The sequence below is a fragment of the Mycobacterium kiyosense genome, from assembly GCA_021654635.1.
GTDB classification, from domain to species: Bacteria; Actinomycetota; Actinomycetes; order Mycobacteriales; family Mycobacteriaceae; genus Mycobacterium; species Mycobacterium kiyosense.
Map to the genome: position 1 here is coordinate 1,167,358 of AP025179.1, position 25,977 is coordinate 1,193,334.

Annotated in this window: 21 protein-coding genes and 5 pseudogenes; 16 read left to right on the plus strand and 10 right to left on the minus strand. The window is 66.9% G+C overall.

The window, feature by feature from the left end; all coding sequences use genetic code 11:
* Positions 1 to 69: 69 nt before the first annotated feature.
* Positions 70 to 378, minus strand: a complete 309-nt coding sequence (locus L6444_RS05555; RefSeq protein WP_180917012.1) for a WhiB family transcriptional regulator — start codon at positions 376 to 378, stop codon at positions 70 to 72.
* A 506-nt stretch (positions 379 to 884) separates the two neighbouring features.
* Between L6444_RS05555 and L6444_RS05560 the strand changes: the two genes are divergently transcribed.
* The 3 genes from L6444_RS05560 to L6444_RS05570 all read left to right on the plus strand — a co-directional run bounded on the left by L6444_RS05560 (position 885) and on the right by L6444_RS05570 (position 3,287).
* Positions 885 to 1,718 (plus strand): hypothetical protein, encoded by an 834-nt coding sequence (locus L6444_RS05560; RefSeq protein ID WP_236981247.1) that lies wholly within the window; start codon positions 885 to 887, stop codon positions 1,716 to 1,718.
* An 80-nt stretch (positions 1,719 to 1,798) separates the two neighbouring features.
* The gene (sigD, locus tag L6444_RS05565) at positions 1,799 to 2,374 is read left to right on the plus strand and encodes an ECF RNA polymerase sigma factor SigD (protein WP_236981248.1); all 576 of its coding nucleotides are present in this window, start codon (positions 1,799 to 1,801) and stop codon (positions 2,372 to 2,374) included.
* On the plus strand, positions 2,367 to 3,287 hold the full coding sequence (locus L6444_RS05570) for an anti-sigma-D factor RsdA (RefSeq protein ID WP_236981249.1): 921 nt from the start codon (positions 2,367 to 2,369) through the stop codon (positions 3,285 to 3,287). The genes sigD and L6444_RS05570 overlap by 8 nt, the downstream gene beginning before the upstream one ends.
* A gap of 16 nt (positions 3,288 to 3,303) precedes the next feature.
* On the opposite strand, the gene L6444_RS05575 is transcribed toward L6444_RS05570, so the two are convergent.
* Positions 3,304 to 3,717, minus strand: coding sequence for a DUF5319 domain-containing protein (locus L6444_RS05575; protein WP_236981250.1), 414 nt, complete (start codon positions 3,715 to 3,717; stop codon positions 3,304 to 3,306).
* Positions 3,718 to 3,881: 164 nt separating this feature from the next.
* Between L6444_RS05575 and guaB the strand changes: the two are divergent.
* Positions 3,882 to 5,473 (plus strand): annotated as a pseudogene (guaB, locus tag L6444_RS05580) (IMP dehydrogenase).
* Positions 5,474 to 5,487: 14 nt separating this feature from the next.
* A complete protein-coding gene (locus L6444_RS05585; RefSeq protein ID WP_236983847.1) occupies positions 5,488 to 6,615 on the plus strand; it encodes a GuaB3 family IMP dehydrogenase-related protein in 1,128 nt (375 codons plus the stop codon).
* Positions 6,616 to 6,620: 5 nt separating this feature from the next.
* Here L6444_RS05585 and L6444_RS05590 read toward each other — a convergent pair whose 3' ends face one another.
* Positions 6,621 to 7,013 (minus strand): type II toxin-antitoxin system VapC family toxin, encoded by a 393-nt coding sequence (locus L6444_RS05590; RefSeq protein ID WP_236981251.1) that lies wholly within the window; start codon positions 7,011 to 7,013, stop codon positions 6,621 to 6,623.
* Positions 7,010 to 7,255, minus strand: coding sequence for a type II toxin-antitoxin system Phd/YefM family antitoxin (locus L6444_RS05595; protein ID WP_236981252.1), 246 nt, complete (start codon positions 7,253 to 7,255; stop codon positions 7,010 to 7,012). Before L6444_RS05595 ends, L6444_RS05590 begins: the two co-directional genes overlap by 4 nt.
* Before the next feature lie 72 nt (positions 7,256 to 7,327).
* On the opposite strand from L6444_RS05595, the gene L6444_RS05600 reads away from it, so the two are divergent.
* Entirely contained in the window at positions 7,328 to 9,073 is a 1,746-nt protein-coding gene (locus L6444_RS05600) for a GMC oxidoreductase (RefSeq protein ID WP_236981253.1), read from the plus strand.
* 227 nt (positions 9,074 to 9,300) lie between these two features.
* On the opposite strand, the gene L6444_RS05605 is transcribed toward L6444_RS05600, so the two are convergent.
* Positions 9,301 to 9,990: a TetR/AcrR family transcriptional regulator gene (locus L6444_RS05605; RefSeq protein ID WP_236981254.1), complete on the minus strand. Its 690-nt coding sequence runs from the start codon at positions 9,988 to 9,990 to the stop codon at positions 9,301 to 9,303.
* A 27-nt stretch (positions 9,991 to 10,017) separates the two neighbouring features.
* Between L6444_RS05605 and L6444_RS05610 the strand changes: the two genes are divergently transcribed.
* The 5 genes and pseudogenes from L6444_RS05610 to L6444_RS05625 all read left to right on the plus strand — a co-directional run bounded on the left by L6444_RS05610 (position 10,018) and on the right by L6444_RS05625 (position 14,076).
* Positions 10,018 to 11,118, plus strand: a complete 1,101-nt coding sequence (locus tag L6444_RS05610; RefSeq protein ID WP_236981255.1) for an NAD(P)H-dependent amine dehydrogenase family protein — start codon at positions 10,018 to 10,020, stop codon at positions 11,116 to 11,118.
* Positions 11,119 to 11,237: 119 nt separating this feature from the next.
* Positions 11,238 to 11,711 (plus strand): annotated as a pseudogene (locus tag L6444_RS30450) (SDR family NAD(P)-dependent oxidoreductase); the annotation flags it as partial.
* Between the two features lie 130 nt (positions 11,712 to 11,841).
* Entirely contained in the window at positions 11,842 to 12,012 is a 171-nt protein-coding gene (locus tag L6444_RS30035) for an SDR family oxidoreductase (RefSeq protein WP_255731141.1), read from the plus strand.
* 24 nt (positions 12,013 to 12,036) lie between these two features.
* Entirely contained in the window at positions 12,037 to 12,711 is a 675-nt protein-coding gene (locus tag L6444_RS05620; protein ID WP_236981256.1) for a hypothetical protein, read from the plus strand.
* A gap of 261 nt (positions 12,712 to 12,972) precedes the next feature.
* Positions 12,973 to 14,076 (plus strand): NAD(P)H-dependent amine dehydrogenase family protein, encoded by a 1,104-nt coding sequence (locus L6444_RS05625; RefSeq protein ID WP_236981257.1) that lies wholly within the window; start codon positions 12,973 to 12,975, stop codon positions 14,074 to 14,076.
* A 96-nt stretch (positions 14,077 to 14,172) separates the two neighbouring features.
* Here the strand turns inward: L6444_RS05625 and L6444_RS05630 are convergent, their stop codons facing one another.
* Both L6444_RS05630 and L6444_RS05635 read right to left on the minus strand, forming a co-directional pair.
* Complete coding sequence (locus L6444_RS05630; RefSeq protein WP_236981258.1) at positions 14,173 to 15,060, minus strand: TauD/TfdA dioxygenase family protein; 888 nt, start codon at positions 15,058 to 15,060, stop codon at positions 14,173 to 14,175.
* 65 nt (positions 15,061 to 15,125) lie between these two features.
* Positions 15,126 to 16,022 (minus strand): TauD/TfdA dioxygenase family protein, encoded by an 897-nt coding sequence (locus tag L6444_RS05635; protein ID WP_236981259.1) that lies wholly within the window; start codon positions 16,020 to 16,022, stop codon positions 15,126 to 15,128.
* Between the two features lie 62 nt (positions 16,023 to 16,084).
* Here L6444_RS05635 and L6444_RS05640 point away from each other — a divergent pair, with 62 nt between their 5' ends.
* A complete protein-coding gene (locus L6444_RS05640; protein WP_236981260.1) occupies positions 16,085 to 16,654 on the plus strand; it encodes a TetR/AcrR family transcriptional regulator in 570 nt (189 codons plus the stop codon).
* A 5-nt stretch (positions 16,655 to 16,659) separates the two neighbouring features.
* Here the strand turns inward: L6444_RS05640 and L6444_RS05645 are convergent, their stop codons facing one another.
* Both L6444_RS05645 and L6444_RS05650 read right to left on the minus strand, forming a co-directional pair.
* Positions 16,660 to 19,026, minus strand: a complete 2,367-nt coding sequence (locus L6444_RS05645; protein ID WP_236981261.1) for a glycoside hydrolase family 65 protein — start codon at positions 19,024 to 19,026, stop codon at positions 16,660 to 16,662.
* Entirely contained in the window at positions 19,026 to 19,775 is a 750-nt protein-coding gene (locus L6444_RS05650) for a beta-phosphoglucomutase family hydrolase (protein ID WP_236981262.1), read from the minus strand. Before L6444_RS05650 ends, L6444_RS05645 begins: the two co-directional genes overlap by 1 nt.
* Before the next feature lie 114 nt (positions 19,776 to 19,889).
* Between L6444_RS05650 and guaA the strand changes: the two are divergent.
* Both guaA and L6444_RS05660 read left to right on the plus strand, forming a co-directional pair.
* Positions 19,890 to 21,489: pseudogene (gene guaA / locus L6444_RS05655) on the plus strand (glutamine-hydrolyzing GMP synthase).
* 54 nt (positions 21,490 to 21,543) lie between these two features.
* Entirely contained in the window at positions 21,544 to 22,452 is a 909-nt protein-coding gene (locus L6444_RS05660; RefSeq protein WP_236981263.1) for a phytanoyl-CoA dioxygenase family protein, read from the plus strand.
* Between the two features lie 26 nt (positions 22,453 to 22,478).
* On the opposite strand, the gene L6444_RS05665 is transcribed toward L6444_RS05660, so the two are convergent.
* Complete coding sequence (locus L6444_RS05665; protein ID WP_236981264.1) at positions 22,479 to 23,462, minus strand: 2-hydroxyacid dehydrogenase; 984 nt, start codon at positions 23,460 to 23,462, stop codon at positions 22,479 to 22,481.
* 219 nt (positions 23,463 to 23,681) lie between these two features.
* Between L6444_RS05665 and L6444_RS05670 the strand changes: the two are divergent.
* Both L6444_RS05670 and L6444_RS05675 read left to right on the plus strand, forming a co-directional pair.
* A pseudogene (locus tag L6444_RS05670) lies at positions 23,682 to 24,309 on the plus strand (hypothetical protein).
* 38 nt (positions 24,310 to 24,347) lie between these two features.
* Positions 24,348 to 25,887, plus strand: a pseudogene (locus L6444_RS05675) (DNA polymerase Y family protein).
* Positions 25,888 to 25,977 lie beyond the last annotated feature (90 nt).

Below are 25,977 nucleotides of genomic sequence, written 5' to 3' on the forward strand. Positions count from 1 at the left end.
CATCCGACCAGCAAACAAACGCAGGCCCGGAGGCGAAACGCACCCCGGGCCTGCGTCGTCTAACGGCAATCAGGCCGAGCGGCGGATACCGCGGCCGCGACCGATGGCGCCCTTGAGCAGCAACTCGCGCTCGGACTCCGACAGGCCGCCCCACACTCCGTAGGGCTCACCGACATCGAGCGCATGCGTGCGGCACTCGTCGATTACCGGGCAGCGCCGGCACATCTCCTTGGCGCGTTGCTCCCGAAGCATGCGGGCTCGGCCGCGCTCTCCGTCGGGATGGAAGAACATCGATGAGTCGACGCCTCGGCACAACCCCTGCAACTGCCAGTTCCAGATGTCGGCGTTGGGCCCAGGTAGCTGTTCCGGCTGTGGCATTGCTGATTCCCTCTCTGCACGCCCCACCGAAGGGGCCGACCCGAAACAAACGCGAGTTGTGCAACTGAATTGGCAGTGGCGTCACCGATGACTACACCGAACAAGGTAGACGCTAGGGGCGCTAACGAATTTCCGTCAATAGGCGCTTGATGTGATTAAAAACAGACTGGTTCTGGGAGAATTAACTCTGCGTTCATCTATCTCGCTTTCGGTGAAGGGTAGGTGTGCTAATCGAGCTGGAAAGAGACCCTATCGTGGCAGCTCACAGGGATATTGTCGCAGGGTTGTGATTGGCACGTCGGCCATGGCGATTAATATTCTGGTAACACAGAAAGCACAAACTTTTTACGGGTGGGACCGCAGCTATCACGGTGAGTGAAACTCGTTCCAGTTCCGGGCCGGGGCAGGCCCGGGGACCGGGTCATGGTGCCGGACGAGCGGATGGGTTGGCGGCGCCGCCGCGGTGGCAGTTGCGTCAGTGGATCGGGCCGGGGTGAGCTATCGCGGTGACTGAACCCCTCGCGGCCATCGACGCGACGCTGACCCGGGCCGCCTTCGGCGCCGCGCCCGCCACCTGGCCGCTGCCCACCGCCGCGACCGCCGATCAGTTGTGGCTGCGCGCCGTCGCCGCCGGCGGGCAGGGCCGGTACGCCAGCGCCTATGCCGACCTGGCGCTGCTGCGCCGCCAAGCCACATCCGGTCGGCTGGCCTCGCTCGCACACAGCACACACGGATCGTTCCTGCGGCGGCTGGGCTGGCACACCTTGGCGCGCGGCTGGGACGGCCGCGCGCTGGCGCTGGCCGGGAGCGACCCCGAGGCCCGCGCCGACGCGTTGATCGGGCTGGCGGCCGACGCGTTGGGCGTCGGCCGCTTCGCCGCCGCCCAGGTGTTGCTGGGCCGCGCGGACGAGGCACTGCATCAGGCCGAGCTGTCGGCCCTGGCCGCAGACCGCCTGGCCGTGCGCCGCGGCTGGGTCGCAGCGGAGCTGGCGATGGCTTGCGGCGACGGGCGAACCGCCGTGCAGCGCGCCGAGGGCGCGGTCGGGCGGGCGGCAACCATGACCGGCGGATCGGCGCGACACCGGATCAAGAGCGCCGTCGTACTCGCGGCCGCGCTGTGCGCAGCCGGGGATGTCGAGCGGGCGCGTGACGTCGCGCAACAGGCCCTGCAGGCGGCCGAACCGCTGGGATTGACACCTCTGCGCTGGGCGCTGGCTTGCTTGCTGATGGATACCGGAAGCGTCACGGTTGGAGCACAGGGGCTGCCCGAACTGCTCGAAATTAGGGATATTTGCGCAGGTGAGGTGCAACGCGCCGGTGGCGCCTGGCGTACCGCGTGAAGTTCTGTCCTGCCGTTACTACCGACCAGCGAGTTAGCCCGGGATGAGTCCCGTTCGTGACTTTGGAGAAACCACCGTCGATGACAATGCAGGGAGAACGTCTCGACGCTGTGGTCGGCCAGGCCGCCGCAGGGGACCGGAATGCACTTCGGGAGGTGCTGGAGACCATCCGTCCGATCGTCGTCCGGTACTGCCGAGCGCGCGTCGGCACCGTCGAACGGAGTGGATTGTCAGCAGATGACGTGGCACAGGAGGTGTGTTTGGCCACCATAACGGCGCTGCCGCGCTACCGGGACCGAGGACGCCCGTTCCTGGCCTTCCTGTACGGCATCGCAGCCCACAAAGTCGCCGACGCGCACCGCGCCGCCGGCCGGGACCTGGCCTATCCCACCGAGGCCGTTCCCGAGCGCCGGTCCTACGACGCCGGCCCGGAACAGATGGCCATCGAGGCCGACTCGGTCACCCGGATGAACGAACTGCTCGAGACGCTCCCGGCCAAGCAACGCGAGATCCTGATCCTGCGCGTGGTAGTCGGTCTGAGTGCCGAGGAGACCGCCGCAGCCGTCGGAAGTACCACCGGAGCTGTCCGGGTGGCTCAACACCGCGCCCTTCAACGGTTGAAGGACGAAATCGTCGCGGCAGGTGACTATGCGTAACCACAGATCCGATTTCACCCGCGGCGACCAGCCCGCGCTCGACGAGGTCGCCCAGACCGACCTACTGCTGGACGCGCTGGCCGCCCGCACCGAAACCCGACTCGGCGCCGCCGAAGGATTGCCGGCCTTCGAAGACCAGGCGCTGGCCGAGCTGCTCGGCGACTGGCGCGACGACCTGAGATGGCCACCGGCCAGCGCGCTGGTGTCCCAGGACGAGGCCGAAGACGCGCTCCGCCACGGGATGGCGCACCGCCCGCGCGGTGGTCGCGGGCTGGCCGCGGTCGGCTCGGTGGCGGCAACCCTGCTGGCACTCAGCGGCTTCGGTGCCGTGGTGGCCGACGCGAAGCCCGGCGATCTGCTCTACGGCCTGCACGCGATGATGTTCAACGAGCCCAGAGTCAACGACGACCAGATCATGCTGTCCGCCAAGGCGGACCTGGCCAAGGTCGAGCAGATGATCGCCCAGGGTCAGTGGGATCAGGCGCAGAATCAGCTGGCCGAGGTCTCCACCACCTTGCAGGGTGTCAACGACCGCGGCCGCAAGCAGGGACTGCTGGCGGAGGTGAACCAGCTGAACACCAAGCTGGAAAAGCGCGACGCGAATGCCACCGCGCCGGCGAACTCGTGGACACCGCCGCTGGACCCGGGCACCACCGCGTCTTCGCCGCCGGCGACGACCACGCACAGCCCGGCACCGACCACAACGACCACCAAGCCCAAGCCGACGACCACTACGCCTGCTTCGCCTCCGCCCACGTCATCGAAGGGAAAGCCCAAGCCCAGCCCGTCGGCGACGCCCAACACGCCGGCAGCCGGGCCGAGCGCGCCGGCGTCGTCGACACCGCCGGGTGCGCTGTGGGATCGAACAACGGGGCCGGTGGCGCCGAGAACTCCGTTCCCGAACAGGCCCTGACTAACCGGACTTCAGATCAGAGGTGGCGGCGGAAGCCGTCGGCGTCCGAGGTCGCCTCGTTGAGCGACGCGTCGGCGTAGCCGCGGCAGTAATCCCAGGTGACGTAGGCGTCCGGCTCGGGATCGTAGGCCGGCTCGTGCGGACGGACCGTTCCGTCGATCAGTAGTTGAAGCAGGTTGGCGCGCAGCATGTCCCAGTCGTGGTAGTGGTCTTGCTGACATTCGTCGCAACACACCACGAGGCCGCGAATTCCCTTGTGCGCCAACAACGCTTCATACACGGCCAAGTCGGCCAGATCGGCCTCGACGGCCATCCGCTCCTGCTGGTCCAGCGGCTGACCAGGCTCTACGGCCTCCAGCGCCGCCGACGGGTCCAACGGGTCGTCCGCGAAAGGGTCGGGTGGCAAACCCGGTGGAAGGTGGTCACGCACCCCCACAGCCTACGCAGCCGGGTAGTGATAACGCCAGAAATTATCGAGGCACGCCGTGACTGCGCGGGTTCGGACCGCCGCCACGCCGAAGTCGTGACTGCGGCAGCCCCGGGAGCCGATAGGATGGGCTTTCCACCCAGCAGGCATATTGGAGGGCCTCGCCGATGTCCCGTGGCATGTCCGGCCTCGAAGACAGCTCCGACCTGGTCGGCAGCCCCTATGTGCGGGTAGGCGGCCTGGCCGAGAATCCGGTGCCGACCGGCGGTGACGACCCGCACAAGATCGCGATGCTCGGCCTGACCTTCGACGATGTGCTGCTGCTGCCCGCGGCGTCGGATGTGGTGCCCGCCACGGCCGACACCTCAAGTCAGCTAACCCGGAAGATCCGGCTCAAGGTGCCGTTGGTGAGCTCGGCGATGGACACCGTCACCGAGTCGCGGATGGCCATCGCGATGGCCCGCTCCGGCGGCATGGGTGTGCTGCACCGCAACCTGCCGGTCGCCGAGCAGGCCGGCCAGGTCGAGATGGTGAAGCGGTCCGAAGCCGGCATGGTCACCGACCCGGTCACCTGCCGTCCGGACAACACGTTGGCCCAGGTCGACGCGCTGTGCGCGCGGTTCCGGATCTCCGGCCTGCCCGTCGTCGACGACGACGGCGCACTGGTGGGCATCATTACCAACCGCGACATGCGCTTCGAGGTCGACCAGAACAAGCACGTCGCCGAAGTGATGACCAAGTCGCCGCTGATCACCGCTCAGGAGGGGGTCAGCGCCTCGGCGGCGCTGGGCCTGTTGCGCCGCAACAAGATCGAGAAGCTGCCCATCGTGGACGGCCGCGGCAAGCTGACCGGGCTGATCACCGTCAAGGACTTCGTCAAGACCGAACAACACCCGCTGGCCACCAAGGACAGCGACGGGCGGCTGCTGGTCGGGGCCGCCGTGGGCGTTGGCGGCGACGCCTGGGTACGCGCCATGATGCTGGTCGACGCCGGTGTCGACGTGCTGGTGGTCGACACCGCGCACGCGCACAACCGCCTGGTCCTGGACATGGTGAACAAGCTCAAGCTCGAGGTCGGCGACCGGGTCGAGGTGGTCGGCGGCAACGTGGCCACCCCGCGCGGCGGCCGCAGCTCTGGTCGACGCCGGCGCCGACGCGGTGAAGGTGGGTGTCGGTCCGGGCTCGATCTGCACCACCCGGGTGGTGGCCGGTGTCGGCGCCCCTCAGATCACCGCGATCCTGGAAGCCGTCGCGGTGTGTGCTCCGGCGGGTGTGCCGGTGATCGCCGACGGCGGGCTGCAGTATTCCGGCGACATCGCCAAGGCGTTGGCCGCGGGAGCCTCGACCGCCATGCTGGGCTCGCTGTTGGCGGGAACCGCCGAGGCGCCCGGCGAGCTGATCTTCGTCAACGGCAAGCAGTACAAAAAGCTACCGCGGCATGGGATCGCTGGGTGCCATGCAGGGTAGAGGCGGCGGCAAGTCCTATTCCAAGGACCGGTACTTCGCCGACGACGCGCTGTCCGAGGACAAGCTGGTTCCCGAGGGTATCGAGGGGCGGGTGCCGTTCCGTGGCCCGCTGGGCTCGGTGATTCACCAGCTCACCGGCGGCCTGCGCGCGGCGATGGGCTACACCGGCTCGGCCACCATCGAGGTGCTGCAGCAGGCGCAGTTCGTCCGGATCACGGCCGCGGGCCTGAAGGAAAGTCATCCGCACGACGTCGCCATGACCGTCGAAGCGCCCAACTACTACGCCCGGTGAACAGCGAACTGGCCATGGTCGAGATCGGCATGGGCCGCAACGCCCGTCGTACCTACGAACTCAGCGAAATCAACATCGTGCCGTCGCGGCGCACCCGCTCGTCGCAGGACGTGTCGACCGCCTGGCAGCTCGACGCCTACCGCTTCGAGATCCCGGTGCTGGCCCACCCGACCGATGCCCTGGTGTCCCCGGAGTTCGCCATCGAGCTGGGCCGGCTCGGCGGCCTGGCCGTGCTCAACGGCGAAGGCCTGATCGGGCGGCACTCCGACGTACCGGCCAAGATCACGCAACTGCTCGAAGCCGCCAGCAAGGAGCCCGAACCGTCGGCGGCGATCCGGCTGCTGCAGGAACTGCACGCCGCCCCGCTGAACCCCGACCTGCTCGGCGCCGCGGTGGCCCGCATTCGCGAGGCCGGTGTCACCACCGCGGTGCGGGTCAGCCCGCAGAACGCCCAGGCCCTGACGCCGGTGCTGGTGCAGGCCGGTATCGATCTGCTGATGATCCAGGGCACCATCGTCTCGGCCGAACGGGTGGCCCGGGACGGCGAACCGCTGAACCTGAAGAGCTTCATCTCCGAACTCGACGTCCCCGTCGTGGCCGGCGGTGTCCAGGATCACCGCACCGCGCTGCACCTGATGCGCACCGGCGCGGCCGGGGTCATCGTCGGCTACGGCGCCACCCGGGGCGTGACCACCACCGACGAGGTGCTGGGCATCAGCGTGCCGATGGCCACCGCGATCGCCGACGCCGCCGCGGCCCGCCGCGAATACCTCGACGAGACCGGGGGGCGCTACGTGCATGTGCTGGCCGACGGCGACATCCACACCTCCGGCGAGCTGGCCAAGGCGATCGCCTGCGGGGCTGATGCGGTGGTGCTGGGTACGCCGCTGGCCGAGGCCGCCGAAGCCCTGGGCGAGGGCTGGTTCTGGCCGTCGGCCGCCGCGCATCCGTCGCTGCCGCGCGGCGCGCTGCTGCAGATCGCCGTCGGCGAACGCTCCCCGCTGGAGCGGGTCCTCAACGGCCCATCCGACGACCCGTTCGGCACCCTGAACCTGGTCGGGGGCCTGCGCCGGGCGATGGCCAAGGCCGGCTACTGCGACCTCAAGGAGTTCCAGAAGGTCGGCCTGACGGTCGGTAGCTGAGGTTGTCACGCCGCGACGAGCGCGACGTCGTAGGCGGACAGTTGCTCATCGGCGGTCACGACGGTCAGGTTGAGTAGCTGCGCCTGGGCGACGATGAGGCGGTCGAACGGATCCCGGTGATGGTCTGGAAGCGCGGCGGTGCGCAGCGTGTGAGCGTGTTCGACCGGTAGCGCAGATGTTCCGGAACGACGCATTCGATCCGGTACGTACGTGGCTGGGGTTTCGGGCAACAGGAGTTTGCCGAGGCGGTATTTGATCGCGATCTCCCAGGCGCTGGCGGCGGAGAGGAAAACGTCGTTGCGGGCGTCCGCAACGAGGCCACGTGCTTCATCGCGTAGCCGCCCGGGATCAGACTGCATCCACAGCCAGACGTGAGTGTCTACCAGCAAACGCTTCACTGATGGAAGCTTTGCAGCACATCGTCTGGCAACGGAGCGTCGAAATCATCAGGCACGGTGTATATGCCGTGGTCAATGCCCAAGCGCCGGATCTCGCGCGGGCGAAATGGCACCAGCTTTGCCACGGGTTCGCCACTGCGCGCAATCTCGATCTCCTGCCCGCTATCGACCAGTCGCAACAGCTCCGACATGCGTGTCTTCGCCTCGTGGACGCCGACCCGTAGCACAGTGGACTTAGTCATGAACTTAGTCTATCTTCGCCGCGAAGCACCCGCCGGTTACAGGGCGCGTGTAAAGAGGGGCATACTGCGGGAATGCAGCCGGATTACGACGTTCTGATCATCGGTTCGGGTTTCGGGGGCAGCGTCAGCGCGCTGCGCCTCACCGAAAAGGGCTACCGGGTGGGCGTGCTGGAGGCCGGGCGCCGCTACGCCGACGAAGATTTCGCCAAGACCTCGTGGAACCTGTGCAAGTTCCTCTGGGCGCCCAAACTGGGCTGCTACGGAATCCAGCGCATCCACCCGCTGAAGAACGTGATGATCCTGGCCGGCGCCGGGGTGGGTGGCGGATCGCTGAACTACGCCAACACCCTCTACATCCCGCCGGAACCGTTCTTCAACGACCAGCAGTGGAAGCACATCACCGACTGGCGCGACGAGCTGATGCCGCACTACCAGCAGGCGCAACGGATGCTGGGCGTCGTGCAGAACCCCACCTTCACCGACGCCGACCGCATCTTCAAGGAGGTCGCCGACGAGATGGGTTGCGGCGACACCTGGGTGCCCACGCCGGTGGGGGTGTTCTTCGGCCCCGACGGAACCAAGGCCCCCGGGGTGACGGTGCCCGACCCGTACTTCGGTGGTGCCGGGCCGGACCGCACCGGCTGCCTGGAATGCGGTTGCTGCATGACCGGCTGCCGCCACGGCGCCAAGAACACCCTGCTGAAGAACTACCTGGGTTTGGCGGAATCGGCTGGCGCCGAAGTGATTCCGATGACGACGGTCAAAGGTTTCCAGCAGCGCTCCGACGGCTTGTGGGAGGTCAAGACGGTGCGGACCGGCAGCTGGCTGCGTCGCGACAAGCGCACCTACACCGCGGGGCACCTGATCCTGGCCGCCGGCACCTGGGGTACGCAGCATCTGTTGTTCCGGATGCGTGACGCCGGAAAGCTGCCCAAGCTGTCCGACCGGCTGGGCGTGCTGACCCGGACCAACTCCGAATCCATCGTCGGGGCGGCGACCCTGGAGGTCAATCCTGACCTGGACCTGACCCACGGGGTGGCCATCACCTCGTCGATCCACCCGACGCCCGACACCCACGTGGAGCCGGTCCGGTACGGCAAGGGCTCCAATGCGATGGGTCTGCTGCAGACGTTGATGACCGACGGCACGGGCCCCGAGGGGACTGATGTGCCGCGCTGGCGGCAGTTGCTGGACCAGGCCGGCGAGGACCCGCGCAAGATGCTGCGGCTGCTGTACCCCCGGCACTGGAGTGAGCGCACCGTGATCGCGCTGGTGATGCAGCATCTGGACAATTCGATCACCACGTTCACCAAACGCGGCAAGCTCGGCATCCGGTGGTACTCCAGCAAGCAGGGCCACGGTGAGCCGAACCCGACGTGGATCCCGGTCGGCAACGAGGTGACCCGCCGCATCGCGAAGAAGATCGACGGGGTGGCCGGCGGCACCTGGGGTGAGCTGTTCAACATTCCGCTCACCGCGCACTTCCTGGGCGGCGCGGCGATCGGCGACAGCCCCGCCACCGGGGTGATCGATCCCTACCACCGGGTCTATGGGTACCCGACGCTGTTCGTCGTGGACGGGTCGGCGATCTCGGCGAACCTGGGTGTCAACCCGTCGCTTTCCATTGCGGCACAAGCCGAGCGGGCCGCGTCGCTCTGGCCGAACAAGGGTCAGAACGACGAGCGGCCCTTCCAGGGTGACGACTACCGGCGGCTGGACCCGATCGCCCCAGAGCATCCGGTGGTGCCCGCGGATGCTCCGGCCGCGCTGCGGTGGCTGCCGATCGACCCGGTGAACTCGACCGCCGACGCCGGTTAGCTCCTCTAGACGGGCGGCGGACAGCTAAGCCGGAGTCCCTGTGTCACAGGGTGATTCGTGGGTGTCGTGTTGTGACTCTGGTAGGAGCGCCGGTATGTCAGGTACTGGCCCTCGGCGGACATATGGGCCATTAGCCGAGTAGCCAATTAAGATGAACAATTCGAAGATGTTGCCATTCAATGGGTTTAATGTTCTTGACGGTGTGCCGCTGCAAGTGGCTCGCAACTCTAAGTGTGCGGCGGGGCGTACTCGACTTCTAGGGAGTCGCGCCATTGGCGAAGTTCGGCGACGAAGTCGACGAGCTCGGGTTCCAGGGTCCAGCGGAATCCGAGTCCGAGACCGTAGGTGATGATCTTCCGGGTCTCCAGTTCGACGTCAAGATCGGCCCGGATGGACCCGTCTTTCTGGCCCCGCTGGAATGCGGTATTGGTGGCTGCACGGTAGCGGGCCAGCCAGGCGCGTAGCCAAGGGCTGAGCATTCGTACCGGCCCGATGGCCTCGAAGCACAGGGTGAAGAAGGCTGTCAGCAGTTCGGGCTTCTCGGCCGCTTGGGCGGCGAGATGGTCGAATTGGCCGAGTATCGTCGCGAGGCCGTGCGCAGCCGGGGCTGGTGCCACAAGGAACATGGGCTCGTATTCGGTCCGCACCAGCGACTCCAGCAGCGCCTCTTTGGTGCCGTATCGGGCCCGTACCATCGCGCGGCTGTAGCCGGCGCGCTCACCGATCTCGGCGGCGGTGGTTTTTTCGAACCCCTTCTCCGCGATCAGTGCAATGGCCGCTGCAAGCAGCCGCTGTGAGGACTCAACGGACCGTTCGGCCTGGGTGAGCCCGACAGAACCTTTGGCTGGCATGGCGAAATCATTCCAGGAAAAAACTTGTTTGCAAGCAACATACTTGTTAGCGTCCGTGTTGGACATCACATTGAAGGTCAGAGCGGAGCGTTCATGTCCCCCCTGAAAGTCATCCAATGGGCCACCGGATACACCGGGAAGTACTCGTTGGGCTTCATCCTCAACAACCCTCACCTGCAATTGGTGGGTGTGCGCTGCTACTCCGACGACAAGGTGGGCCAAGACGCCGGAGAGCTCATCGGGCGTGCACCAGCCGGGGTCACGTTGACCCACGACAGAGATGCACTGTTGGCGCTCGATGCCGACTGCGTGGTCTTCATGCCCCAAGACATGTTGTCCGATCCCAGCATTCCCGACAACCCCGCGGCGGGATGGGTCGCCGACCTCGAAGCGATCCTGGCCAGCGGCAAGAATGTCATAACGTCGGTGTGCACGGCTACCCACTGGCGCCACTTGGCCGACGGTGAAGCGTTTCGCGCACGGCTGGAAGCCGCCTGTGCTGCAGGCGGGGGAACAACGGTTCATTTCAGCGGGTTCGATCCGGGTTTCACCACCGATGCGCTGGCTTACACCCTGGCCAGCGTGGTCGGCGAGATCACCCAGATCAGGACCTGGGAGATCATCGACGTCTCGACCTACCCGGCGGTGGCCACGTTGCAGCAACTCGGCTTCGGGGCGCGGCCGCAGGACATCCCGCCGGAGGGCCTCGGTGCGATCACGGTCGGCTGGGGTGGGGCGCTGCATGTCTTGGCCGATGCGCTGGGCGTTGTCGTGGACGACACTCGCCTTGAAGCGGACTTCTATTTAGCCCCAAGCAGTTTCACCACGCCGGCCGGTCTGCCGATCGGGGAGGGCACCATCGGCGCGTTGAGCTGGAAGCTGACCGGACTGGTGGAGGGCGACCCCAAGTTCGTCATCAACCACATCACACGCGCGACCGCTGACATGGCGCCGGACTGGGAATCGATCGGCGCCGACGGTGGTTACCGCGTCGAGATCGACGGATTCCCGCCATTCCGCGGCGAGTTTCCGATGGGCCTGCCCGGTGGTACCGGTTCCAGTTTCTCGGACGCGATGGCCATGACTGCGGCGCGCTGCGTCAACTCCATCGAGCCAGTGGTCAACGCACCAGCCGGATACCTGACCTTCCTGGCGTTGCCCCCGCTGGGCGGTCGCTACGCCCTGACCAAATAGACGACCCACCGAATCGTTCTACACACGAAAGAGAAGACATGAGTGCTGGATTCGAACTCTTCGACCTGACCGGCCGCACCGCACTGGTTACCGGCGGCAGCACCGGCTTGGGCTATCACATGGCCCGTGGTCTGCTTAAGAGCGGCGCCACCGTGGTGATCGCAGCCCGCCGCGAGTCGTTGCTGAAGGAAGCTGCCGACAAGCTTGCCGAGGAAGCCCCGCAGGGCAACGTCGACATCGCGACGATCGACTTGCAGGACCGTTCCAGCATCAGCGATCTCGCTGCCGCGACCATCGACAAGTTCGGCGGCGTCGACATCTTCGTCGGCAACGCCGGCGCGGATCTGTTCGAGCCCGTCGACGCCATCACCGACGAGCGGATGGATCAGATCTTCCAGATCAACGTGATGGCCAACGTCGCACTCACCCGCGCGTTCCTCCCTCGTATGCGCCAACAGAAGTGGGGCCGCCTCATCTATAGCTCGTCGACGACCAGCGTGCGCGGCTCCGCGCAGGAAGGAATGAGCCTCTACACGGCCGCCAAGAGCGCGATGAACGCGTTCGCGCGCACCGCGGCCGCCGAGACCGGTCACGACAACATCACCGTCAACACCATCGTGCTCGGCATGTACTGGACCGACATGCTTCGCGAACACCTCAAACTCGTTGAAGGCGCTGCCGGGCGCGAGGCCGTTCAAGGCTTTGAACTGTCTTTTTGCTGGCATGACCGCCGCCGGGCGCCTGGGCGACTGCATCGAAATCGAAGGCGCCGTGCAACTTCTGGCCAGCGACGCCGGCAGCTACATCACCGGCACCAACTTCGCCGTCGACGGTGGCATGTCGAGCATGCTGCGCCCCAACGCACCCAAAGCCGAGCGCCTGCTCTACAGCTGACCACCACCGAAAGGCACGTCGATGTTGTACGACCCCCACCAACTACTGGGCCTCATCGATCAAAACAAATGGTGGATCCTGGGCGGCTTCACGATCGCAATGATTTTTCAGTGGATCTGGCTCATCGAATGCGTTCGCGTCGCCAAGCGCGACAAGGTCTATTCGATGCCACTGTTTTGTACCTTCTTCTGGTTCGCTCACGACACCGGCTGTGTCGCGCGCTTTTACGACTGGTTTGTCGTCTACCACCACTGGTACCTGAAATGCTTCTGGTTCGGGCTGCTCACCGCGGCGATCTTGGAGCTCATCTTTTTCGCCCAGGTCGTAAAATACGGTAAGGACGAACTGATCCCCGGCATCAGTACGCCGGCATTTGTGTTGGGGCTGTTGGCTTTTCAGATCGCGGCGAGCGTCACCTGGGAGTATTTCAAATACGTCATGGACGACCCGATCTACCAGTTCACCACCACACCCACGGTCATCTCGTATTCGCTTTTCGGCGCCGCATTGATGTTCCGCCGACGTTCGACGATCGGGCAAAACGTCACGATGTGGTGGACCTTCACTGCGATGACGGTGTTCTGGTATGCGACTGCCTGGACGTTCTACGGTGACGCCGCCCGATCGTGGCAGTGCATCGCGGCCGGGATCGTCGCAGTCACCGGGGGGTGTCATCATGACGGTGGTCATCGGCGGTAGAACACCGTGGTTCAAGCGCCTCCCGTTGAGAACAGAGGATCCGCTGCCCGCTGTTCCTACCCCCGTTTGAGCGAGTCTCGGTGGCCGGTCTCATTGGACACAGTCGCCGCAGTCCCCACGCCGGTCACCGGATATCGCAGAGGAGCCGTTGGCAACGCCCGCCACGGGACCATCCGGACGCGCTGTCGTCTTCGGATGCGGTATTACACACGGTCCGCGCACCCGGCCAGGTCGGATACGGGGCTCTATCAGGAGGATAAATTGACTGGCTACAAGGTCATACAATGGGCGACCGGCTTCACCGGGATGTTCGCACTGAAGTACATCTTGCTCAATCCGCAGCTGGATCTGGTCGGGTTGCGCTGTTACAGCCCGGCCAAGATCGGTAAGGACGCCGGGGAGATCTGCGGATTGCCGCCGGTAGGTGTCAGCGCCACCGATTCGGTGGACGACCTCCTGGCCCTTGACGCCGATTGTGTGATTTATACGCCGGGTTTTTACGACTTCCAGGATCCCCTGGTGCCGGGCACGAACACTCACGAGATGTTCCGCACGATCATTCAGCTGTTAGAGAACGGCAAGAACGTCGCGACGACCGTCTGCCCGTTCATCGGCACCGAACACTACTCCAGTGGTGATGAAGTCAAGGCTCAGATCGAAATAGCCTGCCACACAGGCGGTGTCACATTCTTTGCCACTGGATTCGAGCCAGGTTTCATGGGCGACGTCCTGCCGCTAACACTGGCTAGTACCTGCGGTGTGGTCACCAAACTCACCGCCACGGAGTGCTTGGACTACTCCGACTACTACGTGGCAGCCTACGAGACGTTGCAAGCGATGGGATTTGGCCGCCGACCCGAGGATCTCAGTGCCGAGGACGCCAACGCGATCCACCTGACATGGGGCAGCGTCCCCTACATGGCAGCGCGGGGCTTAGGAGTCACGCTCGACACCGTCACCGTCGAAACCGAGATCTTCTTGGCGCCCGAACGTTTCACAGTCGGCGATCGCGTCGTCGACGAAGGCACGATCGCGGCCATGATCTTCCGAGTCAACGGAGTAATCAATGGCGAACCCCGAATCGTACTTCAGCACGTGAACCGACTGCGCGAAGACATGGCTCCGGAATGGCCCAACGTGGAGCCCGCTGGCGGCTACCGCATCGAAATCGAGGGGACCAACCCCCTTCGTGGGGATTTCCAACTAGGGCTTCCCGGCAGCGAAGGCAGCAGCTTCGCCGATGCCATGGCCATGACAGCCGCACGCTGCGTCAACGCAGTCGAAGCTGTCGTCCAGGCTAGCCCAGGGTTCAAAACCTTCCTTGACCTCCCCACTCTCACAGGCAAATACACTTTGCACAGTTGACACCGGAGCGCGGACACCAAGGCTTCGATGGTGTGGAGACGTGAAGTTCTCCCGCGTTATGGCCGGGCAATTCGCCCACCGGTTACTCAGTGCGAATCAGCCGGCCAGTGCGAGCGGCGCGCCGTTGACCACCCGGCTGCGCTGCCCGTGGACGCCGACGGGCACGTCGCCCATCAAGGTGACCCGGTGCATCAGCCGGTACTGGTCGTCGTAGTCGGCGACCGCGCGGTGCTGGGTGGCGCGGTTGTCCCAGACAGCGACGTCGCCCGGTGCCCAGTTCCATCGAATAGTGTTCTCGGGCAGAGTAATTCGGCGCTGCAGTAGCTCGAACAGGGCGGCCGACTCGTGGCTGTCCAGGTCGACGAAGTTGCGGACGAAGTCGCCGGCCACCAGGGTGCGTTCGCCGGTCTCGGGGTGCACCCGCACCACGGGGTGCTCGGTCTGGAAGTCGGGCGCCTCGAACACCTGCCGGAACGCCTTCTCCGCATCGGTCTTCGGCGTGGTCTGCACGTAGTCGTACCGGTTGCTGTGCAGCGCCCACAGGTTGTCGGCCAGGCCGCGCAGTGGCTCGGGCAGATCGGTGTACGCGGTGGCGGTGTTGGCCCACAGCGTCGAGCCGCCGTAGCTGGGCAGGGTGACCGCGCGCAGGATCGAGGCCGCCGGGTAGTTGGCCGCGAAGGTGACGTCGGTGTGCCACCGGTTGGCCTTGCCGTACTCGGAGTTGATCGGGGTGATCACGGGCGCGTCCGCTGACAAGGCGGTGGCCGCCGGGTGTCCGATCGGGGTGCCCAGCAGCGCACTGAACGCCAGCTGTCGAGCGTCGTCGAGGTGGTGCTGATCCCGGAAGAAGATCACCTTGTGCGTGAGCAGCGCGGCGCGGATGGCTTCGACGGTTGCTCGGGGGAGCTCGCCGTCCAACCGCACGCCGCTGATCTCGGCGCCGATCCGGCTGCTGAGTTTCTGCACTGCGAGGGCGTTGGTCATGGGGGCGGTCTTTCTGCGTGAACGTCTGTAGTCGACTGACTACATCGCTCAGTGTAGTCAACCGACTACGCCACGGCAAGCAGGGCTCCGCTGAGCACCCGGCTGCGCTGCCCCGCAGGGTTGACCGGCACGTCGCCCGCCAGCGTCACGCGGTGCAACAGCCGCTGCTGGTTGTCGTAGTCGTCGATTGCGCGGTGCTGAGTCGCCCGGTTGTCCCAGATGGCCACGTCGCCGGGTGCCCAGTTCCAGCGGATGGTGTTCTCGGGCTGCGTGATTCGCCGCTGCAGCAATTCGAACAGCACGCTCGATTCGTACGGGTCCAGGCCGACGAAACTGCGGACGAAGCTGCCGGTCAGCAGGGCGCGCTCGCCGGTGTCCGGATGCACCCGCACGACGGGGTGTTCGGTACGAAAATCAGGCTGCTGGAAGCCCTGCACCATGGCCCGCTGGCCATCGGTCAGCGACTCCAAGTCGGCGTCGCTGATGGTGTAGTCGAACTTGTTGGTGTGCACCGCCCACAGGTTCTCGACCAGGTGTCGCAGCGGTGCCGGCAGGTCGGCGTAGGCCGCCGCGGTGTTGGCGAACAGCGTCGAGCCGCCGTAGCTGGGCAGCGAGATGGCGCGCAAGAGCGAGGCCGCCGGGTGATTGGCGGCGAAGGTCATGTCGGTGTGCCACTGGGTGGCCTTGCCCCACTCTGAGTTGATCGGGGTGATGATCGGCCCGTCCGCGCCGAAGGCTTTGGCGGCCGGATGGCCTACCGGCGTGCCCAGCAGGCCGGCGAACGCCAGCTGCGTGGCGTCGTCGAGGTGCTGCTGGTCGCGGAAGAAGATCACCTTATGGGTCACCAACGCCTGGTAGATCGCATCGACGGTGGCCGCGTCCAGCTCGCCGCCCAGTCGCACGCCATAGACCCGGGCACCGATCCGGCTGCCCAGTTTGGTGACCGTCACCGAGTGTGTCATCGCCGTAGTCCTCACGCAGAGCCTTTGTAGTCAATCGACTACTACCAGGCTACGGTAGGCGGGTGGCTACCGAATCGTCACGCGTCTCGCGCGACAGGATTCCGAAGGGGCGGGAGGAAGTGGCGGCCGCGGTGCTGACGGCGGCCGCCGACCTGTTCGCCGAGCGCGGCCCGGCCGCGACGTCCATCCGCGACATCGCCGCGCGGTCAAAGGTCAACCACGGCTTGGTTTTCCGGCACTTCGGCACCAAAGAGCAACTGGTCGGTGCCGTGCTCGACTACATAGCCGGCGACCTGGCCGCGTTGCTGCAGTCCGGAGCGGCGCCGGCAGTGGTCGATCGCGCCATAGACCGACAGATGCGGGTCTGGGCGCGGGCGCGGCTGGACGGCTATCCGACCGAAAAGCTGCAGACCTCGTTCCCCAATGTCGACCAGTGGCTCGAGCAGGTGCTGCCGCGCTACGGTGATGACACCGCAGCTCGACTGGCCATCGCGAATGCTCTTGCACTGCAACTGGGTTGGCGGTTGTTCGAACCGATGCTGCGCTCGGCGACCGGGCTGGAAGATCTCGGCGACGCCGAACTGCGATCGGCCGTCGTCGCCGCGGCCGCACGGCTGACGGAGCCGGACTGAAGCCGCTACGTCATCCGGGTCAGCGAGCGGCGGTGCAGCGGCTCGCGGCCGGGCGGTTGGGGTGGTGGCGGCAGCAGCGCCTCGCGTGGGCGGACCGGGAAGGTGGATTGTTCTTCGGTGCTGAGCGTGACTTTCTCGCCGGCGTGCTGGATGACCAACTCGCCGCCGGGCCCGTCGCGCAGGGTGTAGGTGACGTTTTCGTGGTCGGCATCGACCGTGATTCGAAAACCCTTCCAGCGCAACCGGAATCGCAGGCGGGAGATGCCGTCGGGCAGTTGCGGGTCCAGGGACAGGATGCCTTCGTCGTCGCGCAGGCCGCCGAATCCGTCGACCAGGGCCATCCAGGCCCCGGCCAGTGAGGCCATGTGCAGGCCGTCGCGGGTGTTTTGGTGCAGATCGCGCAGGTCGATCAGCGCCGCCTCGTAGGCGTAGTCGTGGGCCAGTTCGAGGTGTCCGACCTCGGCGCACATCACCGCCTGGGTGCAGGCCGACAGCGAGGAGTCGCGCACGGTGCGGCGTTCGTAATAGTCGACGTTGCGGGCTTTCTGCTCGGGGGTGAACTCGTGGCTCTGCCACTGCATGGCCAGCACCAGGTCGGCCTGCTTGATCACCTGCGCGGGGTACAGGCGCACGTAGGCCTCGTGCAGCAGCAGCGGATAGGTGGCGTTGTCCTCGAAGTCCCACTCGGCGAACTTGGTGAACCCTTCGCACTGCTGGTGGACGCCAATCTCCTCGTCGTAGGGGATGTTGACGGCGTCGGCGGCGTGTCGCCAGGTGGCCATCTCCTCGGTGCTCACCCCCAGCCCGGCCGCCTTGTCGGGATGGCGTTTGGCGGCGTCGGCGGCGATCCGCAGGTTCTGGGCGGCGACCAGGTTGGTGAAGACGTTGTCGCGCACGATCGCGGTGTATTCGTCGGGCCCGGTGACCCCGTCCAGATGCCAGACACCGTTGCGGTCGTGGTGTCCCAGCGAAATCCACAGCCGCGCGGTCTCGATCAGCACCGCCAGCCCGCACTCCTCTTCCAGCGAGTCGTCGCCGGTGACGGTGCGGTAGCGCTCGAAGGCCAACGCGATGTCGGCGTTGATGTGCCAGGCCGCGGTGCCGGCCGGCCAGTAGGCCGAACATTCCTGGCCGCGGATGGTCCGCCAGGGGAACGCCGCGCCGTCCAGGCCGAGTTCGGCGGCCCGCTCTTTGGCCAGGTCCAGCGTCGAGGCCCGCCAGCGCAGTGCGTCGGCGACCGCGTGCGGCACGGTGTAGGTGAGCACCGGCAGCACGAAAGCCTCGGTGTCCCAGAAGGCGTGGCCGTCGTAGCCGGTTCCGGTCAGGCCCTTGCTGGGGATGGCGCGGCGCTCGGCGCGGGCGCTGGCCTGCAACAGGTGGAAGAGCCCGAACCGGACGGCCTGTTGGCTTTCCGGGTCGCCCTCGACCTCCACGTCGGCGGCATCCCAGAACAGGTCGAGATAGGCGCGTTGCCCGTCGACGAGGCCCTGCCAGCCGCTGTAGCGGGCGCTGGTCAACGCCGCGGCGGCCTGATCGCGCAGCGCCGGCCGCGACCGCAGGCTCGACCAGCCGTAGGCGAGGTATTTGACGATGCGCAGTTCCTGGCCCGGCCGCAGCCCGCAGATCACGGTGGTGCGGGCCAGGTCGGCGCGCGCGTCGGTGCTGATCTCGAAGCGCCCCTCGACCTCGACCTCGTGATCCATCGCGGCGGCCATCATCAGCGCGCTGCTGCGGGTGCGGTGCATGAGAAGTGCTCTGCCCTCGGTGATTTCATGGTCGACGGCTTCCAGCGGGTTCTCCAGGATGGCCGAGACCCGCGGGTCGTCGGAGGTTTGCGGCTGGTCCTCGTTGGTGACCAGTTCGGATTGCACGGTGACCCGGGAGAAGTCGTCGATCGCCTCGACGATGTACTCGATGGCCGCCACACTGCGGTGCACCAGCGACACCAGCCGCGTCGAGGTCACCTTAACCTGCTTGCCGGTGGGCGAGCGCCACACCGCGCAGCGTCTGAGCGTACCGGCCCGCAGGTCCAGAATCCGTTCGTGGTCCAACAATTCCCCATAGCGCACGTCGAACGGCTCGTCGTCGACCATCAACCGGATGATCTTGCCGTTGGTGACGTCGACGACGGTCTGGCCGGCTTCGGGGTAGCCGTAACCGGCCTCGGCATAAGGCAGCGGCCGGATCTCGTAGAACGAGTTGAGATAGGTGCCCGGCAGACCGTAGGGCTCACCCTCGTCGAGGTTGCCGCGCAACCCGATGTGCCCGTTGGACAACGAGAAAATCGACTCCGACTGGGCCAACAGGTTCAAATTGAGCTGGGTCTCGCGGATCTGCCACGGCTCGACCGGAAACGATTCCTGGGAGATCATCAGTTCTCCTCACCGTCGAGCAATTCGGCCAGATCGCGGACCACCACGTCGGCGCCGTTGTCGCGCAGCTCCTGGGCCTGCCCCACCCGATCCACCCCCACCACGATCCCGAAATGCCCGGCCCGCCCGGCCTGCACGCCCGAGATCGCGTCCTCGAATACCGCCGCGGCAGCGGGTTCGACACCCAGCAGCTGCGCCCCCCGCAGATACGGGTCCGGCGCCGGCTTGCCGGCGATGTTCTCCTCGCGCAACGTCACCCCGTCCACCCGCTGCTGCACGAACCGGTCCAGACCGGTGATCTCCAGCACGTCGCGGGTGTTGGCGCTCGAGGACACCACCGCGATTGCCAGACCCGCCTGCGCGGCCGCCTCCAGATAGCGGCGCGACCCCTCGAAAACCTCGACGCCGTCCTCATGCAGCACCTTCTGGAACATGTCGTTCTTGCGGGTGCCCAGGCCATAGACCGTGTCGGCATCGGCCGGATCGTCGGGATCGCCGTCGGGCAACTCGATGCCCCGGCTGTCCAGAAAAGACCGCACGCCGTCCTCACGCTTCTTGCCGTCCACGTACTTGCGGTAGTCGCTGACCGGGTCGAACGGGACGAACTTGTCCCCGGTCCGCTCAGCCCGCTCGGACAGAAAGGCGTCGAACATCTGCTTCCAGGCCTTGGTATGCACCCCGGCGGTGTCGGTGAGCACCCCGTCCAGATCGAACAGACAGGCATGCACCTGCTCGGGCAGACCCAGCACGGGAACCTCACTTTCGCAGGAGTTTGCGCTACCAGTTCACATCCTGCGGTGGAATTCCGGTAGGTGTTGGCGGTCTCGGCTACCCCGGGTGCCTACCCAACGGCCCTCCAAATCATGCCTGCGGGTGCGGGCTCTGGCCAGACATTAAACTCGGTGCCCGTGGAATCAGCCTCGCCGCGGCCCGTGTTGGTGGTCGACTTCGGTGCACAATATGCCCAGTTGATCGCGCGCCGGATTCGTGAGGCGCGGGTGTTCTCCGAGGTGGTCCCGCATACCACCGCGATCGAGGAGATCCGGGCCCGCAACCCGCTGGCAGTGGTGCTTTCCGGCGGGCCGGCCAGTGTCTATGTCCAGGGCGCGCCGCAACTGGATCCGGCGCTGTTCGACCTGGGCCTGCCGGTGTTCGGCATCTGCTACGGGTTTCAGGCCATGGCGCAGGCGCTGGGCGGGACCGTCGCGCACACCGGCACCAGCGAGTTCGGTCGTACCGAGCTGAAAGTCCTTGGCGGCACACTACATTCAGACCTGCCACCGGTCCAGCCGGTGTGGATGAGCCACGGCGACGCGGTCACCGCCGCGCCGGCGGGATTCGAGGTGGTAGCCAGCAGTGCCGGCGCGGCGGTGGCCGCCTTCGAGTCCGTCGAGCGCCGGCTAGCCGGGGTGCAGTACCACCCGGAAGTGATGCACACCCCGCACGGCCAGCAGATACTCAGCCGGTTCCTGCACGAAATCGCCGGGATCGGCGCGGAATGGACGCCCGCCAACATCGCCAACGCGCTGGTGGAGCAGGTGCGGGCGCAGATCGGTGACGGCCATGCGATCTGCGGCCTGTCCGGCGGGGTGGACTCCGCGGTGGCCGCCGCGCTGGTGCAGCGCGCCATCGGAGACCGGCTGACGTGCGTATTCGTCGACCACGGCCTGCTGCGGGCAGGGGAGCGCGCGCAGGTGGAGCGCGATTTCGTCGCCGCCACCGGCGCCAACCTGGTCACCGTCGATGCCGCGCAGACGTTCCTGGACGCGCTGGCGGGTGTGGCACAACCCCGAGGGAAAACGCAAGATCATCGGCCGGCAGTTCATCCGGGCGTTCGAGAGTGCGGTGCGAGATGTGTTGGGCGACAAGCCGGTTGATTACCTGGTGCAGGGCACGCTGTATCCGGACGTGGTGGAGTCCGGCGGTGGCAGCGGCACCGCGAACATCAAGAGCCACCACAACGTCGGTGGTCTGCCCGGCGACCTGAAGTTCATCCTCGTCGAGCCGTTGCGGCTGCTGTTCAAAGACGAGGTGCGCGCCGTCGGCCGGGAGCTGGGTCTGCCGGAGGAAATCGTTGCGCGGCAACCGTTTCCGGGCCCGGGGCTGGGCATCCGGATCGTCGGCGAGGTCACCGCGCAGCGGTTGGACACGCTGCGCCGCGCCGACTCGATCGTGCGGGAGGAGCTGACCGCGGCGGGACTGGACCAGCAGATCTGGCAGTGCCCGGTGGTGCTGCTGGGCGACGTCCGCTCGGTGGGCGTACAGGGCGACGGCCGCACCTACGGGCACCCGATCGTGCTGCGCCCGGTGTCCAGCGAGGACGCGATGACCGCCGACTGGACCCGGGTGCCCTACGAGGTGCTCGAGCGCATCTCGACCCGCATCACCAACGAGGTCCGTGAGGTCAATCGGGTGGTGCTCGACGTCACCAGCAAGCCACCCGGAACCATCGAGTGGGAGTAGATTTCCGCTGCTGAAGCGCCCTCGGGGCGGATCACGCTGGGTTAGGATGTCGCGATGATCGGTTCGCTTTCGGCTGCTGAGGTGCAGCGGCCCGAGTTCTGGGGCGAGCTGTGCCCGGGCATGTCGATCGAGGGTGGTGCCAGCCCCCGGCCGGCAGCGGTTGGCGAGGGCGGCGGACTGTTCGTCGACCTCAAGCGGGAAGGCTACGTTCAGGTCCCCGGCGCGCTGCCGGAGACCACTATCGCACCGATCCGCTACGCGGTGTCGACGCTGTTCCAGCGCGGGATTCCGCTGGCGTTCGCGTTCGTCTACGACGAGTTGTGGCTGGCGTTCCAGAGCCTTTCGGGGTTCCTGACGACCGTGCTCGGTGCGGGCTATCGGGCACTGCCCGACTTCTGGGTCTGGCACGTCAACCCCAGCGAGAACTCGGTGGGCTGGGGTCCGCACCGCGACCGGGTGATCCCGACGCTGGATTCCGACAACTCACCCCAGACGCTGACGGTGTGGCTGCCGTTCACCGACGCCACCCCGCTCAACGGGTGCATGTACGTGTTGCCCGCCCATCTCGACGACAGGTTCGAGCAGCGCCGGTGGGACGGCGAGGACAACACCACCGTGTACAACCCGCAGGATGTCCGGGCGCTGCCCGCGACCGCCGGCTCGATGCTGGCCTGGAATCAGGCGGTGCTGCACTGGGGTGGGCGCGGGAGCCAGCTCGGTACGGCGGCGCGGATCAGTGCCGCCTTCGAATTCCAGCGCGCCGACTGCCCGGCGTTCAACAACCCGCTGCTGGATCCCGCTCGGATGCCGACGTTCGACGAGCGGCTGGGGCTGATCGGCAAGCAGGTGCTGCAGTATCGCCACATGTACCCGCTGTCCGATGAGGTTGCGGCCGTTGCTGATTCACTCGTCCAGCGATTCATGCCGACCGCCCCGATCGAGATCGGCGCCGCCGCGGTCTGAGGAGTCCGCGGGTCGAGTCGCGCTAATCAGGACACCACATCGGCGGGAGGTTTGCCCTCCAGATATCTCAGGACGTTCGATGCCGCGGCAATGGCGATGCGTATCAAGGTTTCTCGCGTGACCCCGCCGACGTGGGGTGAGAGAACGACATTCGGTGCACGCAGCAGGCGTAGCGCGCTGGTCGGCGGCTCGGGGTCGAACACGTCGACACCGGCGCCGGCGATTCGGCCGGCCACCAGCGCGTCGGCGAGTGCATCCTGGTCGATGATCGCGCCCCGTGCCGTGTTGACGATGAACGCGGTGGGCTTGACGAGCGCCAATCTCTCGGCGTCGATCAGATGTCGGGTGGCATCGGTGAGCGGGGCGAGCACCACGATGTAGTCGCTGCTGCGCAGCAGGTCGTCGAGCTCCGCGCGGCGCGCGCCCAGTCGGTCGGCAGCTTCGGTCACGGCCGGGGACGGATCGGTGTAGACGATTTCCATATCGAACGCGGCCCCGCGCCGGGCGACTTGCTGCCCGATGTGGCCGAGTCCGATGATGCCCAGGACCTTGCCGTGCAGTTCGGTAATGGAGTGCTGCAACCTGGGTAACGCCCAGTCTGCCTGCGTGAGGGCGATGTGCCCGGGGACGAGTTGCTTGGCGAGGGCAAGCATCAGGGCGAAGGTCTGCTCGGCGACGTCCTGCAGTTCGGCGTCGCTGGACCCGATGTTGCATACCGTGATGTCGCGGGCGCGGGCGGCGGCAAGGTCGATGTAGTCGAAGCCGTGGCTGGCGCACTGGATGAGCTCCAGGTTGGCGGCAGCGGCGATCTGTTCGGCTGTCACACGTCCGAGGCCGGTCAAAATGACACTGGCCCGGTTCAGGGCAGCCATGTCCTCGTCGGTGGTCTCCACCACGGTGACCGGAAACCCGGTACCGACCAGACTCGCCAGTTGGGAACCCACGGCACGTCCGCCGGCTTCGGCCGGAATGACGGCGAGAATCTGCTTGGCGTCGGCGGGGGCGGTCATTCGGTGAATCCTATGCGGGGCGTGGGAACACCCGCCCTCTGCCGTTAGCCGTTCGGGACTCGCCGGGGCGGTAGTTGTCCACCCTCAAACGCACCAGGAACCACATCAGCATCGGGTGTATGAGCAGCCCCTTGGGTTGCTTGACGCTTGTCAGAGGGCGGGTGTTTACTCAACTCAATCGAACAAACTTTCGATTCCTTGACGCTGGGGAGGCTGGTCATGACTGCGGCTTTCGCGTCCGATCAACGCCAGGAAAATCGCTCTGAACAGCTGAAACAGCTGCGTCAGAAGATTGCTGCGTTGTCCGGCAAGGAAGTCGCGTATGCCGCTGAGCCGGCGCCGGCGGAGCGGTCGTTGGTGCCGCGGGGGGCGGTGGCGGTGTTGTCGGGCGCGCGGTCGCTGCTGCTGCGCATGGTGGCCACGGTGACGGCGGAGGGGCAATGCCGTCATCGTCGGTCAGCCCGATATCGGGTTGCTGGCCGCGGTGGAGATGGGGGCGGACCTGAGCCGGCTCGCGGTGATCCCAGATCCTGGCAGCGATCCGGTGGAGGTGGCCGCGGTGCTCATCGACGGCATGGATCTGGTGGTCCTCGGCCTGGGTGGGCGCCGGGTGACGCGGACCCGGGCGCGGGCGGTGGTGGCCCGTGCCCGCAGCAAGGGATGCACCGTGCTGGTCACCGACGGGGAGTGGGAAGGGGCCTCGACGCGGCTGGAGGCGCGGGTCTGCGGCTTCGAGATCACTCCGGCTCGCGGGGGTGCGCCCGCCCCGGGGTTCGGACGCATCAGCGGGGTGCGACTGCAGGTGTGCGCCAATGGGCGGACGGTCGGTCGATCGCGGACCGGGTGAGTCCGGTGGTTGCTTCTCGGGTGCTGGCGATCTGGTGCATGGACTGGCCCGCGGTCGCGGCCGCCGCAGCCGCGGGCCAGTCCGCGACGGCCCCGGTCGCGGTCACCTTGGCCAACCGGGTGATCGCCTGCTCGGCGACGGCCCGGGCCGCCGGGGTGCGGCGGGGGTTACGGCGTCGGGAGGCGGCGGCCCGGTGTCCGCAACTGCACATCGCCGCCGCCGACACCGACCGCGATGCCCGGTTCTTCGAGGGGGTGATCGCCGCGGTGGACGATCTGGTGCCCCGGGCCGAGGTGTTGCGGCCGGGGTTATTGGTGCTGCCGGTGCGCGGGGCGGCCCGGTTCTTCGGGTCCGAGCAGCAGGTGGCCGAGAAGTTGATCGACGCCGTGGCAGCGGCCGGTGCCGAGTGTCAGGTGGGGATCGCCGACGGGTTGTCCACCGCGGTCTTCGCGGCGCGGGCGGGCCGCGTCGTGGACCCGGGCGGCGACGCGCGGTTCTTGTCGGCGCTGTCCATCCGGCAGTTGGCCACCGAGCCGAGCCTATCCGGTCCGGGACGCGACGAGTTGGCAGATCTGTTGTGGCGAATGGGAATTCGCACTATCGGGCAGTTCGCCGCCCTGTCGCGAACCGATGTCGCCTCCCGGTTCGGGGCCGACGCGGTGACTGCGCACCGGTTTGCTCGTGGCGAGCCGGAACGTGGTCCTTCCGGTCGTGAGCCGGCCGCGGAACTCGACGCCGTGTTGGACTGCGACCCACCGATCGACCGGGTCGACGCCGCGGCGTTCGCCAGCCGCTCGCTGGCCGCGACGCTGCATCAGGCGTTGCTGGGCGCCGGAGTGGGTTGCACCCGGCTGGCCATCCACGCCGTCACCGCCACCGGCGAAGAGATGGAACGGGTGTGGCGGTGTGCCGAGCCGTTGACCGAGGAAGCCACCGCCGACCGGGTGCGCTGGCAGTTGGACGGCTGGCTGAGCCATCGGATCGCGCGCGGGCGACCCCTCGATGCGCCGGTCACGTCGTTACGGCTGCAGGCCGTCGAGGTGGTCTCCGCCGAGGCGCTGCAATTGCCGCTGTGGGGCGGGTTGGGCGAGGAGGACCGGCTCCGGGCCCGCCGGGCGCTGGTGCGGGTGCAGGGCCTGCTCGGTCCGGAGGCGGTGCAGGTGCCGGTGCTGTCCGGCGGCCGGGGGCCGGCCGAGCGCATCACCTTGACCCCGCTGGGGGACGAGCCGGTTCCCCAAGCCGATCCCCGTCAACCCTGGCCCGGCCAGCTGCCCGAGCCCTCGCCGTCGGTGCTGCTCGACGATCCGGTGGAACTGCTTGACGCCCAGCGGAATCCGATCCGGGTGACCGGCCGGGGGAATGTTCTCCGGGGACCCGGTTCGGCTGGTCCTGCGCGGCCGGGACGAGCGGGTGCGCTGGTGGGCCGGACCGTGGCCGGTCGACGAGCGATGGTGGGACGACCGGCCCGGCCAAGGGGGCAGCCGCGTCGCCCGTGTCCAGGTGCTGCTGGAGAGCGAGCGCGCGCTGTTGCTGTGTTACCGGCAAAGGAGGTGGTACATGGAGGGAATCTACGAGTGACCTTCGGACGGCAGTGGTCAGGCCGGGTCCGCGAGGATCATCCTGATTCGTTGTGGTGCAGTGGAATTCACCGACGCACACCGACGCGGG

Excerpts from the sequence above, each read along its gene's own strand:
- L6444_RS05555 (WP_180917012.1), bottom strand. The coding sequence starts at position 378 with ATGCCACAGCCGGAACAGCTACCTGGGCCCAACGCCGACATCTGGAAC.
- sigD (WP_236981248.1), top strand. The coding sequence starts at position 1,799 with ATGACAATGCAGGGAGAACGTCTCGACGCTGTGGTCGGCCAGGCCGCC.
- L6444_RS05570 (WP_236981249.1), top strand. The coding sequence starts at position 2,367 with ATGCGTAACCACAGATCCGATTTCACCCGCGGCGACCAGCCCGCGCTC.
- L6444_RS05585 (WP_236983847.1), top strand. The coding sequence starts at position 5,488 with ATGGTCGAGATCGGCATGGGCCGCAACGCCCGTCGTACCTACGAACTC.
- L6444_RS05595 (WP_236981252.1), bottom strand. The coding sequence starts at position 7,255 with ATGACTAAGTCCACTGTGCTACGGGTCGGCGTCCACGAGGCGAAGACA.
- L6444_RS05600 (WP_236981253.1), top strand. The coding sequence starts at position 7,328 with ATGCAGCCGGATTACGACGTTCTGATCATCGGTTCGGGTTTCGGGGGC.
- L6444_RS05605 (WP_236981254.1), bottom strand. The coding sequence starts at position 9,990 with ATGTCCAACACGGACGCTAACAAGTATGTTGCTTGCAAACAAGTTTTT.
- L6444_RS05610 (WP_236981255.1), top strand. The coding sequence starts at position 10,018 with ATGTCCCCCCTGAAAGTCATCCAATGGGCCACCGGATACACCGGGAAG.
- L6444_RS30035 (WP_255731141.1), top strand. The coding sequence starts at position 11,842 with ATGACCGCCGCCGGGCGCCTGGGCGACTGCATCGAAATCGAAGGCGCC.
- L6444_RS05630 (WP_236981258.1), bottom strand. The coding sequence starts at position 15,060 with ATGACCAACGCCCTCGCAGTGCAGAAACTCAGCAGCCGGATCGGCGCC.
- L6444_RS05635 (WP_236981259.1), bottom strand. The coding sequence starts at position 16,022 with ATGACACACTCGGTGACGGTCACCAAACTGGGCAGCCGGATCGGTGCC.
- L6444_RS05645 (WP_236981261.1), bottom strand. The coding sequence starts at position 19,026 with ATGATCTCCCAGGAATCGTTTCCGGTCGAGCCGTGGCAGATCCGCGAG.
- L6444_RS05660 (WP_236981263.1), top strand. The coding sequence starts at position 21,544 with ATGATCGGTTCGCTTTCGGCTGCTGAGGTGCAGCGGCCCGAGTTCTGG.
- L6444_RS05665 (WP_236981264.1), bottom strand. The coding sequence starts at position 23,462 with ATGACCGCCCCCGCCGACGCCAAGCAGATTCTCGCCGTCATTCCGGCC.